Consider the following 14913-nt stretch of genomic DNA (forward strand, 5'->3'; position numbering starts at 1 on the left):
CAGAAGGCATTTACAGGCTGAGCATGTACACGTAATCTCCGGGCGGCGGCCAGGAAGACCCCTGCGTCCGCTCTCCCCAACGCATCCGCTAGGAGTCAGCATGCGTGCGCTTGCCCGGATATCCCCTGTTATGCGCAGACGCCTTCTCGGCACGGCCGTTGTGGCCGGAACCCTGATGCTCACTCCCCTGTCGGCACCCACCGGTATCGCGGCGGCCCAGGCTCCGGCCGCCGACTGCGCCGACACGGACACCCACACCGCGGCCCGCGAGGCCCGTCCCGCGCACGGCGGGACCGTCGCCGAACCCAACGAGATCAGCTCCGCGAAGGCCCAGTCGATGGACGCCGACCTCAGGCAGAAGCTCGACAAGCTGCCGTCCTCCGGCAGCCGCAGCCTCGCCGCGGCCGCCTCGACGACCATCCCGGTGTACTTCCACGTCATCCACGACGGGGCGACCGGCCAGCTCAGCTCCTCCGACATCAGCGCCCAGCTGAACGTCCTCAACGCGGCCTACGCCGGTCAGGGCACCGGAAACGTCGACTCCGGCTACCAGTTCACGCTGGCCGGCACCGACTACACCGACAACGCGGCCTGGTACAACGTCGGTTACGGCTCCACCGCGGAGAAGGCGATGAAGACCGCCCTGCGCAAGGGCGGCGCGAACGCGCTCAACGTCTACACCGCCAACCTCGGCGACGACCTCCTCGGCTGGGCCACCTTCCCCAGCTCCTACAAGTCCAGCCCCGCCATGGACGGCGTCGTCCTCCTCGACGAGTCCCTGCCCGGCGGCTCGGCCACCAACTACGACGAGGGCGACACCGCGACCCACGAGGTCGGCCACTGGATGGGGCTCTACCACACCTTCCAGGGCGGCTGTAACGGCAAGGGCGACTACGTCGACGACACCCCGGCCGAGAAGAGCGCCGCCTACGAGTGCCCGGTCGGCCGCGACACCTGCACCAAGACGGGCGTCGACCCGATCCACAACTTCATGGACTACACGTACGACGACTGCATGTACCAGTTCACCTCGGGCCAGGTGACGCGGATGCAGCAGAACTGGGCCGCCTACCGCGCCGCGGGCTGACCCTAGAGGGACTCCAGGAAGCCGAGTGCCACCCGCCAGGTGGCCTCGGCGGCCTCCTCGTCGTAGTCCGGCAGGCCGGGGTCGGTGTAGAGGTGGCCGGCCCCTGCGTATCTGTACACCTCGACGTCCGCACCGGCCCGGCCCATCTGCAGATACCAGGAGCTCAGCCAGTCGTCGGTCTCGAACTGGTCCGGCTCGGCCACATGCAGCTGGACCGGCAGGTCGTCCACGGACGCGTTGGCCGCGATGTCCGAGGTGCCGTGCAGAAGCAGCAGCCCGCGTGCCTTGTCGTCACCGAGGGCGAGGGTCTGCGCGACGGAGGCGCCGAACGAGAACCCGGAGTACACCAGGCCCCGCTCCGAGTAGGGCGCGGCGGCCAGCACGGCCCGCTTGAGCAGCTCGTCCTTGCCGACCTGGTCCTTGAACTCCATGCCCTCCTCGACCGTCTCGAACGTATGCCCCTCGAAGAGGTCCGGCGTCCACACCTCGTGCCCCGCGGAGCGCAGCCGGTCGGCGGCCTGCCGCACCGCGGGCCTCAGGCCGTAGGTCGAGTGAAAGAGCATGATGTTCATGAGGCCATGGTGCCAGCCGGGTACGACAGTGCCGTTCCGCGGCCGTACCCACATCTCCGCCGAAGTCACATGTTCATGTCCGCCCCGGGCCGGTTAGGTTCGGGGTCATGGAGAACGTACTCCGCCCGCTGATCGTGATCGGGGGCTCGGTTCTGCTCACCCTGGTCATCGGCTGGGCCACGGACCTGCTGCTGCGCAAGGCCGACGGACGGCACCACGAGACCCCGCTGTGGGGTCTGCTGCGCCGTGGCCGCATCCCCTACCAACTGGTCATCTGCGCGGCCCTGCTCAGAGGGGCGTACGACGAGGCATGGGTGCTGCGGGAGCACCGGGTCGGCATCGGGCAGGCGCTGACGCTGACGCTGATCGGGGCGACGGCCTGGCTGGTGATCCGGATCGCGGGCGCGGTCGTCGAGACGACGTACACGCGCTACGCGCGCGCCAGCCGCGACCCCGCCCGGGTCCGCCGGGTGCGCACCCAGGTGACGCTGATCACACGGGTGGTCGCCGCGGTCGTGGGTGTGGTCGCGGTCGCCGCGATGCTGCTGACGTTCCCGCCGATGCGCGCGGCCGGCGCCTCGCTGCTGGCCTCGGCCGGCATCCTCGGCATCGTCGCCGGTGTCGCGGCGCAGTCCACGCTGAGCAACATGTTCGCGGGGCTGCAGATCGCGTTCGGCGACATGGTGCGCATAGGGGACACGGTCGTGGTGGACGGCGAGTGGGGCACGGTCGAGGAGATCACGCTGACCTTCCTGACCGTGCGGACGTGGGACGAGCGCCGGATCACGATGCCCGTCTCCTACTTCACGTCCAAGCCGTTCGAGAACTGGTCGCGCGGCGGTGCCCAGATGACCGGCATCGTCTACTGGCATCTGGACCACTCGGCGCCGATGGAGGAGATGCGCGAGAAACTCCGCGACATCCTCCGCGAATGCCCCGCCTGGGACGGCCGCGCCTGCGACCTGACCGTGACGGACTCCACCCCGAACACCATGCAGGTGCGGGCCCTGGTGACCGCCAAGGACGCGGACGACATCTGGACGGTCCGGGTCACGGTCCGCGAGCGCATGATCCAGTGGCTGTCGGAAAAGCACCCGCACGCCCTGCCCCGCGTCAACACGGCGGACGCGTCCCTGCCCCCGGGCACCAACGGCAGCCGCCCGTCCTCCCCGGACGGCGCCCCCCGCCGCGCCCACGAGCCACCGCGGACGGGCCGCTGACGGCCACCCACTGTCCCCGTTCTCCCGGGGGACGACCCCCGGCCCCCCAGCAGAAAGGACAGGCCAACCGAACAACCGGAGCCCACAGACCAAACAGCTCCACCTCCACCAGCCCGCTCACCTCGCCAAGATCAACACCCTCGCTCGGCACCCCCGTTGACCTGCACGATCTGCGAGGTGACGTGCCCGGCGCTCGGCGAGGCCAGCCACTGCAGGGTGCCGGCGACGTCCCCGGGCGTCCCGGCGCGCCCGTTGGCGGTGTCGGCTACGAGCCGGGCGCGGCGGGCGGGGTCGATGGCCGCCCCGAAGAACTCGGTGTCCTCGATGTAGCCGGGCGCGACGACGTTCACGGTGATCCCGCGCGGTCCGAGCTCCCGGGCCAGGTCATGGGCGTACGGATGCAGCCCGGCCTTGGCCGCCGCGTACGCCCCGTTGCCGGACCCCCGGTAGGCGGCGATGGAGCTGACGAACAGCACCCGCCCGCCGGGCTCGGCGAGCCGGTCCTTCAGGGCCTCGGTGAGGAGGGCAGCGGTCAGCAGATTGAGGCGGAAGTTGACGGTCCAGGCATGGGCGACGGCATCCAGCGGATCGTCACCGGAGGCGGGCGGTTCGAGCTGCCCGGTCCCGCCCGCGCTGTGGACCAGCACATCGACGGTCCCCAGCTCCCGGGCGACGAACCCGGCGACCTCGCGCACCTGCGCCGTGTCACTGAGGTCGGCCGCGTACGTCAGCGCCCCCGGCACCTCGGCCTTCTCCAGCACGTCGGCCCGCCGCCCGAGCAGCAGCACCCGGTCCCCGTCCGCCGCGAAGGCCTGCGCCGCCGCGAGCCCGATCCCCGTACCGCCACCACTGATCACGATGTTGCGAGACATGCCCCCACCCTAAGAAGGGCCGCCGGCACGGTCGTTGCCCTTTACACGACTGGCACACGACGGACAGGTCACCGCAGGCTGCGCACGTCGAGGTGCCTCAACACCCGGTCCACGACCTCGGGATCGGCCCCCGGCTCACTGCGCGCCGCCAGCACCTCGTGCCGCGCGGCGCTCATCATCTCGGCCTGGATCCGCCGGATCCGCCTCAGTCGCTTCACCCGCTGCTCGTGCGCCTCCCGCCGCTCCTCGTCCCCCATGTCCGGGCTGATCCGCACCCCGATCTCGAACGCCCGCCGCAGCAGCTGCTCGGTCAGCTCCTCCGACAGCTCCTCGACCTCCTCGATCTCCCGCAGCCTGCGCTTGGCCGCCTTGGCCGCCCGGATCGCCAGCGTCTTCTCGAACTCCTTCTCCCGCTCGGTGTCGGCCTTCACGCCCAGCTTCTTCACGAGCCAGGGCAGGGTCAGCCCCTGGAGCACGAGGGTCGCCATGATGACGCCGAACGCGATGAAGATGATCTCGTCCCGGTCGGGAAAGGCGGACCCGTCATCGGTCTTCAGCGGGATCGCCAGGGCCAGCGCCACGGACGCCACCCCGCGCATCCCGGCCCACCACATGACGACGGTCTCCCGCCAGGTCGTCGGGATCTCCTCGTCGTAGTCCTGCTTGGCGTGCAGCCGCTTGGCGACCCAGGTCGCGGGCAACAGCCACAACAGCCGTACGAGGACGACGACCCCCACGATCGCGGCCGCCCAGCCGAGCATCTCGCCCCACCGCCCGGACGCGGTCCGGATGGCGTTGTGCAGTTCGAGCCCGATCAGTCCGAAGGCCACGCCGGTGACCAGCGTGTCGACGATGTCCCAGAACGTGTGCCCGGCGAGCCGCGTGAGGACGTCGTCGGCGTCGGTGGCGTACTCGGCGAGGAAGAGGGCGGTGGTGAGCACGGCGAGCACTCCGGAGCCGTGCAGTTCCTCGGCCAGTACATAGGAGGCGTACGGCACGAGAAGGGTGAGGCCGATCTGCAGGGTCGCGTCGTCGAGCAGATCCATGAGCTTGTTGGCGCCCCAGCCGAGGGCGACGCCGACGACGACGGCGACCACGGCGGACAGCACCAGGTCGAGGCCGGCCCGCCAGGGCGAGAACGTGCCGCTGACGGCCGCGGCGATCGCCACGTGGTACAGCACGATCGCCGTCACGTCGTTGAAGAGCCCCTCGCCCTCCAGGATCGACACCAGTCGGCGCGGCAGCCCGAGCTGACCGGCGACGGCGGTCGCCGCGACCGGGTCGGGCGGTGCGACCAGCGCCCCGAGGGCCACCGCGGCGGCGATCGGCAGCCCCGGCACGATCGCGCCCGCGACGACGGCCACACACAGGGTGGTGACGAACACCAGCGCCACGGCGAGCAGGAAGATCGGTCTGATGTTGGCCACGAACTGCCGCCAGGACGTCCGCCGTACGGCGGCGTAGAGCAGCGGCGGCAGCAGGAGCGGCAGGATCAGCTCCGGCGAGATCTCGACGTTGGGCACGAAGTCGAGCAGCGCGAGGACTATCCCGAGCAGGGTCATCAGCACCGGCGCCGGCAACCCGACCCGGTCCCCGACCGGGACACTCACCACGGCCCCGAGCAACAGCACGAACAGCAGGGCCAACTGATCCACGGTCAGCACTCCGATGAGCTCTGGACGTTCGGACGACAGATCTCAAGCCTGCCACGCCACGGTTCCCACCAGCGTTTTCGGCACCCTGTGTCACCGAGCGCACCCCGCGCTACAGAGCGCGCCGCATCCCCCGGTGCGCCATCCCGGCCTCCAGGTACTCCGGCCCGTAGGCCTCGTACCCCAGCCGCTCGTAGAACCCCAGCGCATGCGTCTGCGCGTGCAGGTCCACCGCCGCCAGCCCCAGCGCGCGTGCCGCGTCCTCGATGGCCCGTACGAGCGCGACACCGATCCCCAGTCCGCGCGCCTCCTGGGTGACGGCGAGCCGCCCGAGCGACCCCAGCGTCAGGTCACCGCCGACCTTGTCCGCGGCCGCAGCGCCGTACAGCAGCCGCCCGGTGCCCAGTGGCACCCCGTCCTCCCGCACGGCCAGCACATGCACCGCGACGGCGTCGTACGCGTCGTACTCCAGGTCCTCCGGCACCCCCTGCTCGGCGACGAAGACCTCCTTGCGCACCGCGAAGCACAGCTCGCGGTCGGCGGGGTCCTCGGCGACCCGGACCGCGTACGACAGCAGGCTCATCCGTACGTCTCCTCGCGGACCTGGTCCAGGGCCTTCTGCAGGTCGGCCGGGTAGCCGCTCTCGAACTCGACCCACTGTCCGTCCCCGGGGTGCTCGAAGCCGAGGCGGACGGCGTGCAGCCACTGGCGGCTCAGGTGCAGCCGCTTGGCGAGGGTCGGGTCGGCGCCGTAGGTCAGGTCGCCGACGCAGGGGTGGCGGTGGGCGGCCATGTGGACGCGGATCTGGTGGGTGCGGCCGGTCTCCAGCTTCACGTCGAGCAGGGAGGCCGCGCGGAACGCCTCGATGAGGTCGTAGTGGGTGATCGACGGCTTGCCCTCGGCCGTGACCGCCCATTTGTAGTCGTGCTGGGGGTGGCGGCCGATGGGCGCGTCGATGGTGCCGCTGGTCGGGTCCGGGTGGCCCTGCACGAGCGTGTGGTAGCGCTTGTCGACCGTGCGCTCCTTGAACTGGCGCTTGAGCGAGGTGTACGCCCGCTCCGACTTGGCGACCGTCATGAGGCCGGAGGTGCCCACGTCCAGCCGGTGCACGATGCCCTGGCGCTCGGCGGCGCCAGAGGTCGAGATCCGGTAGCCGGCCGCGGCGAGGCCGCCGATGACGGTCGGCCCGGTCCAGCCCGGCGAGGGGTGCGCGGCGACGCCGACGGGCTTGACGATCACGACCACGTCATCGTCGTCGTGCACGATCTCCATGCCCTCGACGGGCTCGGCGACGATCTGCACGGGCGCCGGCGCCTGCGGCATCTCCACCTCGAGCCAGGCGCCGCCGTGCACCCGCTCGGACTTCCCTACCACCGACCCGTCGACCGTGACCTTCCCCGCGGCGGCGAGCTCCGCGGCCTTGGTACGGGAGAAGCCGAGCATGCGGGAGATGGCGGCGTCTACACGCTCGCCCTCCAGGCCGTCGGGCACGGGCAGGGTACGGATCTCGGGAATCGGGCTCACTCGACGAGTATGCAGGACAGCGCCGACGGCCCCGACGCGAGCCTGTGGAAAACCCTCGGCCGGGACCCCTCGGCCCGTCAGTCCTTGTGGACGGTCCCGTCCGGGTCGAGGCCCTTGAAGGACAGCAGCACGATCAGGATGCCGCCGCACACGATCGCCGAGTCGGCCAGGTTGAACACCGCGAAGTGCTTGGGCGCGATGAAGTCCACGACCGCGCCCTCGAAGACGCCGGGCGAGCGGAAGATCCGGTCGGTGAGGTTGCCGAGCGCACCGCCCAGCAGCATGCCCAGCGCGATCGCCCAGGGCAGGCTGTAGAGCTTGCGGGCGAGCCGGGCGATCACCACGATCACGGCGGCCGCGATCACCGTGAAGATCACGGTGAAGGCCTCGCCGAAGCCGAAGGCCGCGCCCGCGTTGCGGATCGCCTCGAACTTCAGCCAGTCCCCGATGATCTCGATCGGCGCGTGGTGCTCCAGCTTGGCGACCACGATCATCTTGCTGACCAGGTCGAGGACGTACGCGAACGTGGCGACCGCGAACAGCACGGCGATCCGCCGCTTCCCCCTCGGCCGCGCCTCGGCGCTCGCCTGCCCCTCCGCACCGGACGACTGCTCCGGCTCGGTCTCCGCCCCCTCCGGGGAGTCCGGCGTACCGATGATGCGCTCCGCCTCTGTCACGTGTGTCCCTCGACCTAGGTACCTGACTGACGACGAGGGTACGGCACGCCCCACCGCACCCTCAGTACCGGCGTTCCTGCTTCTGCTTGCACTCCACGCACAGCGTGGCCCGCGGGAAGGCCTGCATACGCGCCTTGCCGATGGCGTTGCCGCAGTTCTCGCACAGGCCGTAGGTACCCGCGTCGAGGCGGTCCAAGGCACGCTGGGTCTGGATGAGCATCTCGCGCGCGTTGGCCGCGAGGGCCATCTCGTGCTCGCGCGTGATGTTCTTGGTGCCGGTGTCGGCCTGGTCGTCGCCCGCGCCGTCCCCGGAGTCCCGCATCAGACCCACGAGGGACTCCTCGGACGTCGTGATCTCGGTGCTCAGCCGCAGCGCCTCGGACTGCAGCTCGGTACGCGCCTCCTGGACCTCCTCCGGTGTCCAGGGGTCCTCGCCGGGGCGGACCGCGAGCTCGCCCGGCTCCACCGCCGCGGCGAGGCGTGCCTTGGGGACGGCGGTCTGCGCCGCCGTGGCCGTGCCAGGAGTCTTCTTCGCAACCACCGTCGTGGCTCCCGTCTGCTTCGCGGCCTGCGCCGCGCCCGCCTTCTCGGCCGTGCTCTTGCCGGCCGCACTCTTCGTGGAGGTGCTCTTCGCGACAGCGGACTTCTTGGCTGCCGTCTTCTTCGCCGCCGTCTTCTTGGCAGCCGTCTTCCCGGCCGCCGACTTCTTCGCGGCGGCCTTCTTGGCCACCGGTCTCCCGGACCCTTCCTCCTCGACGGCCTTCCGCGCGGGAGCCGTCTTGGACGCCGTGGCCTTCTTGGCCGCGGTCTTCTTCGCGGGGCTCTTGGCCACCGCCTTCTTCGCGGCGCCTGCCACCGTCTTCACGGCCTTGGCGGCACGCCCCTCGGCACCCCCCTGTGCGCTCTTCTTCCCACCCACGTCCTTGGCCGCACCACCGGAGGCCTCGGCAGCCCCCGAACTGCCTGACGCCGACTGCTGTACGGCGGTCTTCTTCGCCACCATGGCCGCGGCCCCTTCACATATTGTGATCTTGCACGCGAATCGTGCTGGGACGATAAATCGACTCGAGTCCCACGGCAACGGGGCACACCGCCCGATTCGCCCGGCTCGCGCTGGGGCGCGCCGAACCTGCATGCGTTGTGCCCAGCTCCCCGCCGGGTAATCCGCCGTGCCGTGCGTCCCAAAATCCGAACACGCGTACCGCTCCATTCGGGTCACTCCCCGCCGTGCGACGCCCGTGTCCCCCGGGCCCGGAAAACCGGTCGGCCGCTGTCCGTGCGGCGCCGTACACTGGGCGGAGCGAAAAGCATGGATGGGGACGAGTAGCGGCGTACGCAGCCCAGAGCGACCCGGGGACGGTGGAAGCCCGGGGGCGAGCGCGACGTGAAGATCACCCCGGAGCCGCCGGAAGAAGCCCCACGTGGGGTGGTAGACCCGGCATCGCGACCCCAATGAGGGGGCTCATCGGTGCGGAAGGCGCACCGGGGAGCCAAGGAGGGTGGTACCGCGGGAGCGCGCCGAAACCGGCGTACACAAGACAGCTCTCGTCCCTCCGGACGGAAGGCAGCAAGTCCGCCGGAGGAAGCTCGCTGATGACATCGCCTACGTACCGCCAGGTGCCCGCCCAGGTCGACCTGCCCGCCCTCGAGCACGCCGTGCTCGAGTTCTGGCGCGAGCAGAAGATCTTCGCCAAGAGCCTGGAGCAGTCCGAGGGCCGCCCCGAGTGGGTGTTCTACGAGGGCCCGCCCACCGCCAACGGCATGCCCGGCGCCCACCACATCGAGGCGCGCGTCTTCAAGGACGTCTTCCCCCGCTTCCGCACCATGCGCGGCTACCACGTGGCCCGCAAGGCCGGCTGGGACTGCCACGGCCTCCCGGTGGAGCTCGCGGTGGAGAAGGAGCTCGGCTTCTCCGGCAAGCAGGACATCGAGGCGTACGGCATCGCGGAGTTCAACGCCAGGTGCCGCGACTCCGTGCTGCGCCACACCGACGCCTTCACCGAGCTGACGACCCGCATGGGCTACTGGGTCGACCTCGACGACGCCTACGTCACGATGGACCCCGAGTACATCGAGTCGGTCTGGTGGTCGCTCAAGGAGATCTTCAACAAGGGCCTGCTGGTCCAGGACCACCGCGTCGCCCCCTGGTGCCCCCGCTGCGGCACCGGCCTCTCCGACCACGAGCTGGCGCAGGGCTACGAGACGGTCGTCGACCCGTCCGTGTACGTCCGTTTCCCGCTCACCTCCGGTCCGCTCGCCGGTGATGCCGCGCTCCTGGTGTGGACGACCACGCCCTGGACGCTGGTCTCCAACACCGCGGTCGCCGCCCACCCCGAGGTCACGTACGTCGTGGTGACCGACGGCCAGGAGAAGCTCGTCGTCGCCGAGCCGCTCGTCGCCAAGTCGCTCGGCGAGGGCTGGGAGACCACCGGCCAGTCCTTCACCGGCGCCGAGATGGAGCGCTGGACCTATCAACGTCCGTTCGAACTCGTGGAGTTCCCGGAAGCGGCACATTTCGTCGTCAACGCCGAATACGTCACGACCGAGGACGGTACGGGCCTGGTCCACCAGTCCCCCGCCTTCGGTGAGGACGACCTCAAGGTCTGCCGCGCGTACGGCCTGCCCGTGGTGAACCCCGTCCGCCCCGACGGCACCTTCGAGGCGGACGTCCCCCTGGTCGGCGGCGTCTTCTTCAAGAAGGCGGACGAACAGCTCACCGCGGACCTCCAGCAGCGCGGCCTCCTGTTCAAGCACATCCCGTACGAGCACAGCTACCCGCACTGCTGGCGCTGCCACACCGCGCTCCTCTACTACGCGCAGCCGTCCTGGTACATCCGCACCACCGAGGTCAAGAACCGTCTCCTCCAGGAGAACGAGAAGACCAACTGGTTCCCGGACACGGTCAAGCACGGCCGCTTCGGCGACTGGCTGCAGAACAACATCGACTGGGCGCTGTCGCGCAACCGCTACTGGGGCACCCCGCTGCCGATCTGGCGCTGCGAGGACGACCACCTGACCGTGGTCGGCTCCCGCGCGGAGCTCACCGAGCTGACGGGCACGGACCAGTCGGGCCTGGACCCGCACCGCCCATTCATCGACGACGTCACCTTCGACTGCCCGCAGTGCGCGAAGACGGCCACGCGCGTGCCGGAGGTCATCGACGCCTGGTACGACTCGGGTTCGATGCCGTTCGCGCAGTGGGGCTACCCGTACAAGAACAAGGAGCTGTTCGAGAGCCGGTACCCGGCGCAGTTCATCTCCGAGGCCATCGACCAGACGCGCGGCTGGTTCTACACCCTCATGGCCATCGGCACCCTGGTCTTCGACAAGTCCTCGTACGAGAACGTCGTGTGCCTCGGCCACATCCTCGCCGAGGACGGCCGCAAGATGTCCAAGCACCTGGGCAACATCCTGCAGCCGATCCCGCTGATGGACCAGCACGGCGCGGACGCGGTGCGCTGGTTCATGGCGGCCGGCGGTTCCCCGTGGGCGGCCCGCCGCGTGGGCCACGGCACCATCCAGGAGGTCGTCCGCAAGACGCTCCTGACGTACTGGAACACGGTCGCCTTCCAGGCCCTGTACGCGCGCACGTCGAACTGGGCGCCGTCCGCGGCCGACCCGGCCCCGGCCGACCGCCCGGTCCTGGACCGCTGGCTGCTGTCCGAACTCCACGCGCTCACCGACCAGGTGACGCAGGCTCTGGAGGCGTACGACACCCAGCGCGCCGGCAAGCTCCTGTCCGCGTTCGTCGACGACCTGTCCAACTGGTACGTCCGCCGCTCCCGTCGCCGCTTCTGGCAGGGCGACAAGGCCGCGCTGCGCACGCTGCACGAGGTCGTCGAGACGGTGACGAAGCTGATGGCCCCGCTGACCCCGTTCATCACCGAGCGGGTCTGGCAGGACCTGGTGGTTCCGGTCTCCCCGGGTGCCCCCGAGTCGGTGCACCTGGCGTCCTGGCCGGAGGCGGACCTCGACGCCATCGACCCGGAGCTGTCGAAGCAGATGGTCCTGGTGCGGCGGCTCGTGGAGCTGGGCCGGGCCACGCGCGCGGAGTCGGGCGTGAAGACCCGTCAGCCGCTGTCCCGTGCGCTCATCGCCGCGACCGGCTTCGACGCCCTCGACCGTGAACTGCACGCGCAGATCACGGAGGAGCTGAACGTCGAGGCCCTGGCGTCGCTGAGCGAGGTCGGCGGCAGCCTGGTGGACACCACCGCCAAGGCCAACTTCCGCGCCCTGGGCAAGCGTTTCGGCAAGCGCGTCCAGGAGGTGGCGAAGGCCGTCGCGAACGCGGACGCGGCCGGACTGTCCCTCGCCCTGCGTGAGGGCACGGCGTCGGTCGAGGTCGACGGCGAGACGATCACCCTGGCCCCGGACGAGGTGATCATCACGGAGACTCCGCGCGAGGGCTGGTCGGTGGCGTCCGACTCGGGTGCGACGGTCGCTCTCGACCTGGAGATCACCGAGGAGCTGCGGCAGGCGGGCCTGGCCCGTGACGCGATCCGTCTGATCCAGGAGGCCCGCAAGAACAGCGGCCTCGACGTGGCCGACCGCATCGCGCTGCGCTGGACGTCCACGGACCCGGCGGTGCTCGCGGCCCTGGCCGAGCACGCGGGCCTGATCGCCGACGAGGTCCTGGCGACCGACTTCCGCCAGGGTGAGGCGGACGCCACATACGGCGATGCCTTCACCGACGAGGGTCTGTCGCTGACGTTCCGCCTGCGCAAGGCGTAACCGCAAGACAGCCGAGGGCCCGGTCCCCCACTCGGGGGGCCGGGCCCTTCCTGTTCCCCCGCCTGCACGAGCACAAGCACAGACAGGCACAGACACAGGCACAGGACGCGGAGATCAACACGCGTAAAAGGGGCGAGCCCCGGACCGGAGTCCGGGGCTCGCCCCTTTGAACGCTGCCGACGCCTAAGGCGTACTACAACTCGTCAGTTGTCGTCCTCGTCGATGAGGAACCCGCGCATCGGCGACGGAGCCTGACCCATCGGGCCGGGGCCCTGCGGCCGGACCGGAGCCATCGGCTGGGTCATGGCCGGAGACATCTGCTGCTGACCGCCGTAGGACGGGGCGGCCGGAGCCGGGCCACCGCCCATGCCGCCCGGGTTGCCACCGTAGGACGGGGCGCTCGCGCCGGCCGGGGCCATCGAGGGCGCCGGGGACGGCGGAAGCGACGCGGTCGCGGGCGTGCGCGGCGGGGCCAGCGAGTCGTCGGCCTGGGTCTCCAGCTGACGCAGCTGCGATTCCAGGTAGGACTTCAGCCGCGTGCGGTACTCGCGCTCGAAGCCGCGCAGATCCTCGACCTTGCGCTCCAGCGTGGCACGGGCGGACTCCAGGGAGCCCATCGCGACGCGGTGCTTCTCCTGCGCGTCCCGCTCCAGGGCATCGGCCTTGGCACGGGCGTCACGCTCGAGACCCTCGGCACGCGAACGCGCCTCGCCGACGATCTTGTTGGCCTCGGAACGGGCCTCGGCGATCGCCTGGTCGGCGGTCTGCTGGGCCAGCGAGAGGACACGCGCGGCGCTGTCGCCACCGGGGCCCTGACCGTGGCCGCCCATGGGGCCACCGCCCATGGGGCCACCCATAGGACCGCCCATGGGGCCGCCCATCTGCTGCTGCATGGGGGGCTGGCCACCCATCGGACCCTGCCCCATCGGACCGGGACCCTGACCCATCGGGCCGGGGCCCTGCGGGCCACCCTGACCACCGCTGGGACCGGCAGGCAGCTGCGGCGCACCGCTCGGCAGCTGGGGCGGGCCGCCCATGGGGCCGCCCATCTGCTGCTGCGGCGGGCCCGATATGCCGGCCGGCACGGGGCCGCCGGGCCCACGCATGCCCTGCTGCGGCATTCCACCCTGCTGGGGCATACCCTGCTGCGGCATTCCGCCCTGCTGCTGCATTCCGCCCTGCTGCTGATCCTGGGGGCCGCCGGGGCCCTCCGGAGGCTTGCGCATGTTCTGCTGGTTCTGGGCAGCAGCACGCGTCGCCGCGGCCAGTTTGGCGCGCAGGTCCTCGTTCTCGCGCAGCAGGCGCGTCAGTTCGGCTTCGACCTCATCGAGGAAGGCATCGACCTCGTCCTCGTCATAGCCTTCTCGGAGGCGGACGGTCGTGAACTGCTTGTTCCGCACGTCCTCGGGGGTCAACGGCATCTCTTCACCTCAACGTAGTCATCGGCAGTCGGCAAGACCGTATCGTCCACTGTCACCTCGCGAGATTCCCCACGATGGAGATCAAGATGTAGACGATGATCATCAGTACGAAGAAGGACAGGTCGAGCGCCACGCCCCCGAGACGCAGCGGCGGGATGAACCGCCGCAGAAGCTTCAGCGGTGGATCGGTGACAGTGTAGGTGGCCTCCAGAACGACCACCATCGCCTTGCCAGGTTGCCACGAGCGGGCGAACTGGAAGACGTAGTCCATGACCAACCGGAAGATGAGCACGATGAGGAACACCATCAGCGCGATGTAGATCACCTGCGCGAACACGCCCATGGCCTGTCTTTCCCTCTCCCCTGTTCCGTACTTCTTACCGGTCGGCTGTCTCAGCTCTGATTGAAGAACCCGCCCTCTGCGATACGGGCCTTGTCCTCCGCCGTGACATCGACGTTAGCAGGCGACAACAGGAACACCTTCTGCGTCACCCGCTCGATGCTGCCGTGAAGACCAAACACCAAACCAGCCGCAAAGTCGACAAGTCGCTTGGCGTCTGTGTCATCCATCTCAGTCAGATTCATGATCACCGGGGTGCCCTCACGGAAGTGTTCCCCGATGGTACGGGCCTCGTTGTAGGTCCGCGGGTGAAGCGTGGTGATCCGGTAAGGCTCTCGTTCCGACACGACCTTGGGCATGATCACCGGTGCGTTCTTCTCCAGGCTTTGACGTTCTTGTGTGATGGACGCCACGGGCGCGATGCGCGCGGGACGTCCGGATTCAGCGGCCAGCGAAGCGGAACGGGCGACCGGCTCGCGCGACACCGACGGCTGTACGATTCGCACCTCTTCGTCCCTTTGGGACTGATGTGCACTGTGTGCCTGGTGCACCGGTTCATGCCGCCGGTGGTCACGCTCGGGCTCCGGGTCCAGTTCGGGTTCGAAGTCGTCGTCGGGGTCAAAACCGCGGCCGTCGTAACCATCGTCCTCCACGAGGCCGAGGTAGACCGCCATCTTGCGCATCGCGCCGGCCATGCTCTGAGTCCTCCGCTCTGTGGTGGATCGGCTGACGAACTGCCAAGTGCCCGCGATCCACGTGGCCTTTACACCCGCCTTTCGGCGGTAATGACCATATTTTCTGCTGTGGTCCGACTTCC

13 protein-coding genes are annotated in these 14913 nt (G+C 69.9%); 3 read left to right on the forward strand and 10 right to left on the reverse strand.

Going from position 1 to position 14913, the window contains the following annotated elements:
* Positions 1 to 100: 100 nt before the first annotated feature.
* Entirely contained in the window at positions 101 to 1087 is a 987-nt protein-coding gene (locus tag ACIOHP_RS17240) for a zinc metalloprotease (protein WP_361545209.1), read from the forward strand.
* 2 nt (positions 1088 to 1089) lie between these two features.
* Here the strand turns inward: ACIOHP_RS17240 and ACIOHP_RS17245 are convergent, their stop codons facing one another.
* Positions 1090 to 1659: a dienelactone hydrolase family protein gene (locus ACIOHP_RS17245; protein ID WP_401888241.1), complete on the reverse strand. Its 570-nt coding sequence runs from the start codon at positions 1657 to 1659 to the stop codon at positions 1090 to 1092.
* A gap of 107 nt (positions 1660 to 1766) precedes the next feature.
* Here ACIOHP_RS17245 and ACIOHP_RS17250 point away from each other — a divergent pair, with 107 nt between their 5' ends.
* On the forward strand, positions 1767 to 2879 hold the full coding sequence (locus ACIOHP_RS17250) for a mechanosensitive ion channel domain-containing protein (RefSeq protein ID WP_361488443.1): 1113 nt from the start codon (positions 1767 to 1769) through the stop codon (positions 2877 to 2879).
* 131 nt (positions 2880 to 3010) lie between these two features.
* Here ACIOHP_RS17250 and ACIOHP_RS17255 read toward each other — a convergent pair whose 3' ends face one another.
* The 6 genes from ACIOHP_RS17255 to ACIOHP_RS17280 all read right to left on the reverse strand — a co-directional run bounded on the left by ACIOHP_RS17255 (position 3011) and on the right by ACIOHP_RS17280 (position 8607).
* Positions 3011 to 3751 carry an SDR family NAD(P)-dependent oxidoreductase gene (locus ACIOHP_RS17255; RefSeq protein WP_401888244.1) on the reverse strand — a complete coding sequence of 247 codons (741 nt, stop codon included), beginning with the start codon at positions 3749 to 3751 and terminating at the stop codon, positions 3011 to 3013.
* A gap of 68 nt (positions 3752 to 3819) precedes the next feature.
* Positions 3820 to 5406, reverse strand: coding sequence for a Na+/H+ antiporter (locus tag ACIOHP_RS17260; RefSeq protein WP_401888247.1), 1587 nt, complete (start codon positions 5404 to 5406; stop codon positions 3820 to 3822).
* A gap of 109 nt (positions 5407 to 5515) precedes the next feature.
* Complete coding sequence (locus ACIOHP_RS17265; protein ID WP_401888250.1) at positions 5516 to 5986, reverse strand: GNAT family N-acetyltransferase; 471 nt, start codon at positions 5984 to 5986, stop codon at positions 5516 to 5518.
* Positions 5983 to 6927 (reverse strand): RluA family pseudouridine synthase, encoded by a 945-nt coding sequence (locus ACIOHP_RS17270; RefSeq protein WP_401888252.1) that lies wholly within the window; start codon positions 6925 to 6927, stop codon positions 5983 to 5985. Before ACIOHP_RS17270 ends, ACIOHP_RS17265 begins: the two co-directional genes overlap by 4 nt.
* Before the next feature lie 77 nt (positions 6928 to 7004).
* Positions 7005 to 7604, reverse strand: coding sequence for a signal peptidase II (gene lspA / locus ACIOHP_RS17275; RefSeq protein WP_401888255.1), 600 nt, complete (start codon positions 7602 to 7604; stop codon positions 7005 to 7007).
* Positions 7605 to 7665: 61 nt separating this feature from the next.
* The gene (locus ACIOHP_RS17280) at positions 7666 to 8607 is read right to left on the reverse strand and encodes a TraR/DksA family transcriptional regulator (protein WP_361545224.1); all 942 of its coding nucleotides are present in this window, start codon (positions 8605 to 8607) and stop codon (positions 7666 to 7668) included.
* A gap of 590 nt (positions 8608 to 9197) precedes the next feature.
* Here ACIOHP_RS17280 and ileS point away from each other — a divergent pair.
* Complete coding sequence (ileS, locus tag ACIOHP_RS17285) at positions 9198 to 12335, forward strand: isoleucine--tRNA ligase (protein ID WP_401888259.1); 3138 nt, start codon at positions 9198 to 9200, stop codon at positions 12333 to 12335.
* Positions 12336 to 12538: 203 nt separating this feature from the next.
* Here ileS and ACIOHP_RS17290 read toward each other — a convergent pair whose 3' ends face one another.
* Genes ACIOHP_RS17290 through ACIOHP_RS17300 form a run of 3 tightly spaced genes read right to left on the reverse strand, consistent with a single transcriptional unit; the run spans position 12539 to position 14791 of the window.
* The gene (locus ACIOHP_RS17290; RefSeq protein WP_401888262.1) at positions 12539 to 13756 is read right to left on the reverse strand and encodes a DivIVA domain-containing protein; all 1218 of its coding nucleotides are present in this window, start codon (positions 13754 to 13756) and stop codon (positions 12539 to 12541) included.
* Between the two features lie 52 nt (positions 13757 to 13808).
* The gene (locus ACIOHP_RS17295) at positions 13809 to 14099 is read right to left on the reverse strand and encodes a YggT family protein (protein WP_037937545.1); all 291 of its coding nucleotides are present in this window, start codon (positions 14097 to 14099) and stop codon (positions 13809 to 13811) included.
* Positions 14100 to 14149: 50 nt separating this feature from the next.
* Entirely contained in the window at positions 14150 to 14791 is a 642-nt protein-coding gene (locus ACIOHP_RS17300; RefSeq protein WP_171145273.1) for a cell division protein SepF, read from the reverse strand.
* Positions 14792 to 14913 lie beyond the last annotated feature (122 nt).

Source organism: Streptomyces sp. NPDC087859 (genome assembly GCF_044742595.1).
GTDB classification, from domain to species: domain Bacteria; phylum Actinomycetota; class Actinomycetes; order Streptomycetales; family Streptomycetaceae; genus Streptomyces; species Streptomyces canus_F.

Excerpts from the sequence above, each read along its gene's own strand:
- ACIOHP_RS17240 (WP_361545209.1), top strand. The coding sequence starts at position 101 with ATGCGTGCGCTTGCCCGGATATCCCCTGTTATGCGCAGACGCCTTCTC.
- ACIOHP_RS17245 (WP_401888241.1), bottom strand. The coding sequence starts at position 1,659 with ATGAACATCATGCTCTTTCACTCGACCTACGGCCTGAGGCCCGCGGTG.
- ACIOHP_RS17250 (WP_361488443.1), top strand. The coding sequence starts at position 1,767 with ATGGAGAACGTACTCCGCCCGCTGATCGTGATCGGGGGCTCGGTTCTG.
- ACIOHP_RS17255 (WP_401888244.1), bottom strand. The coding sequence starts at position 3,751 with ATGTCTCGCAACATCGTGATCAGTGGTGGCGGTACGGGGATCGGGCTC.
- ACIOHP_RS17265 (WP_401888250.1), bottom strand. The coding sequence starts at position 5,986 with ATGAGCCTGCTGTCGTACGCGGTCCGGGTCGCCGAGGACCCCGCCGAC.
- ACIOHP_RS17280 (WP_361545224.1), bottom strand. The coding sequence starts at position 8,607 with ATGGTGGCGAAGAAGACCGCCGTACAGCAGTCGGCGTCAGGCAGTTCG.
- ileS (WP_401888259.1), top strand. The coding sequence starts at position 9,198 with ATGACATCGCCTACGTACCGCCAGGTGCCCGCCCAGGTCGACCTGCCC.
- ACIOHP_RS17290 (WP_401888262.1), bottom strand. The coding sequence starts at position 13,756 with ATGCCGTTGACCCCCGAGGACGTGCGGAACAAGCAGTTCACGACCGTC.
- ACIOHP_RS17295 (WP_037937545.1), bottom strand. The coding sequence starts at position 14,099 with ATGGGCGTGTTCGCGCAGGTGATCTACATCGCGCTGATGGTGTTCCTC.
- ACIOHP_RS17300 (WP_171145273.1), bottom strand. The coding sequence starts at position 14,791 with ATGGCCGGCGCGATGCGCAAGATGGCGGTCTACCTCGGCCTCGTGGAG.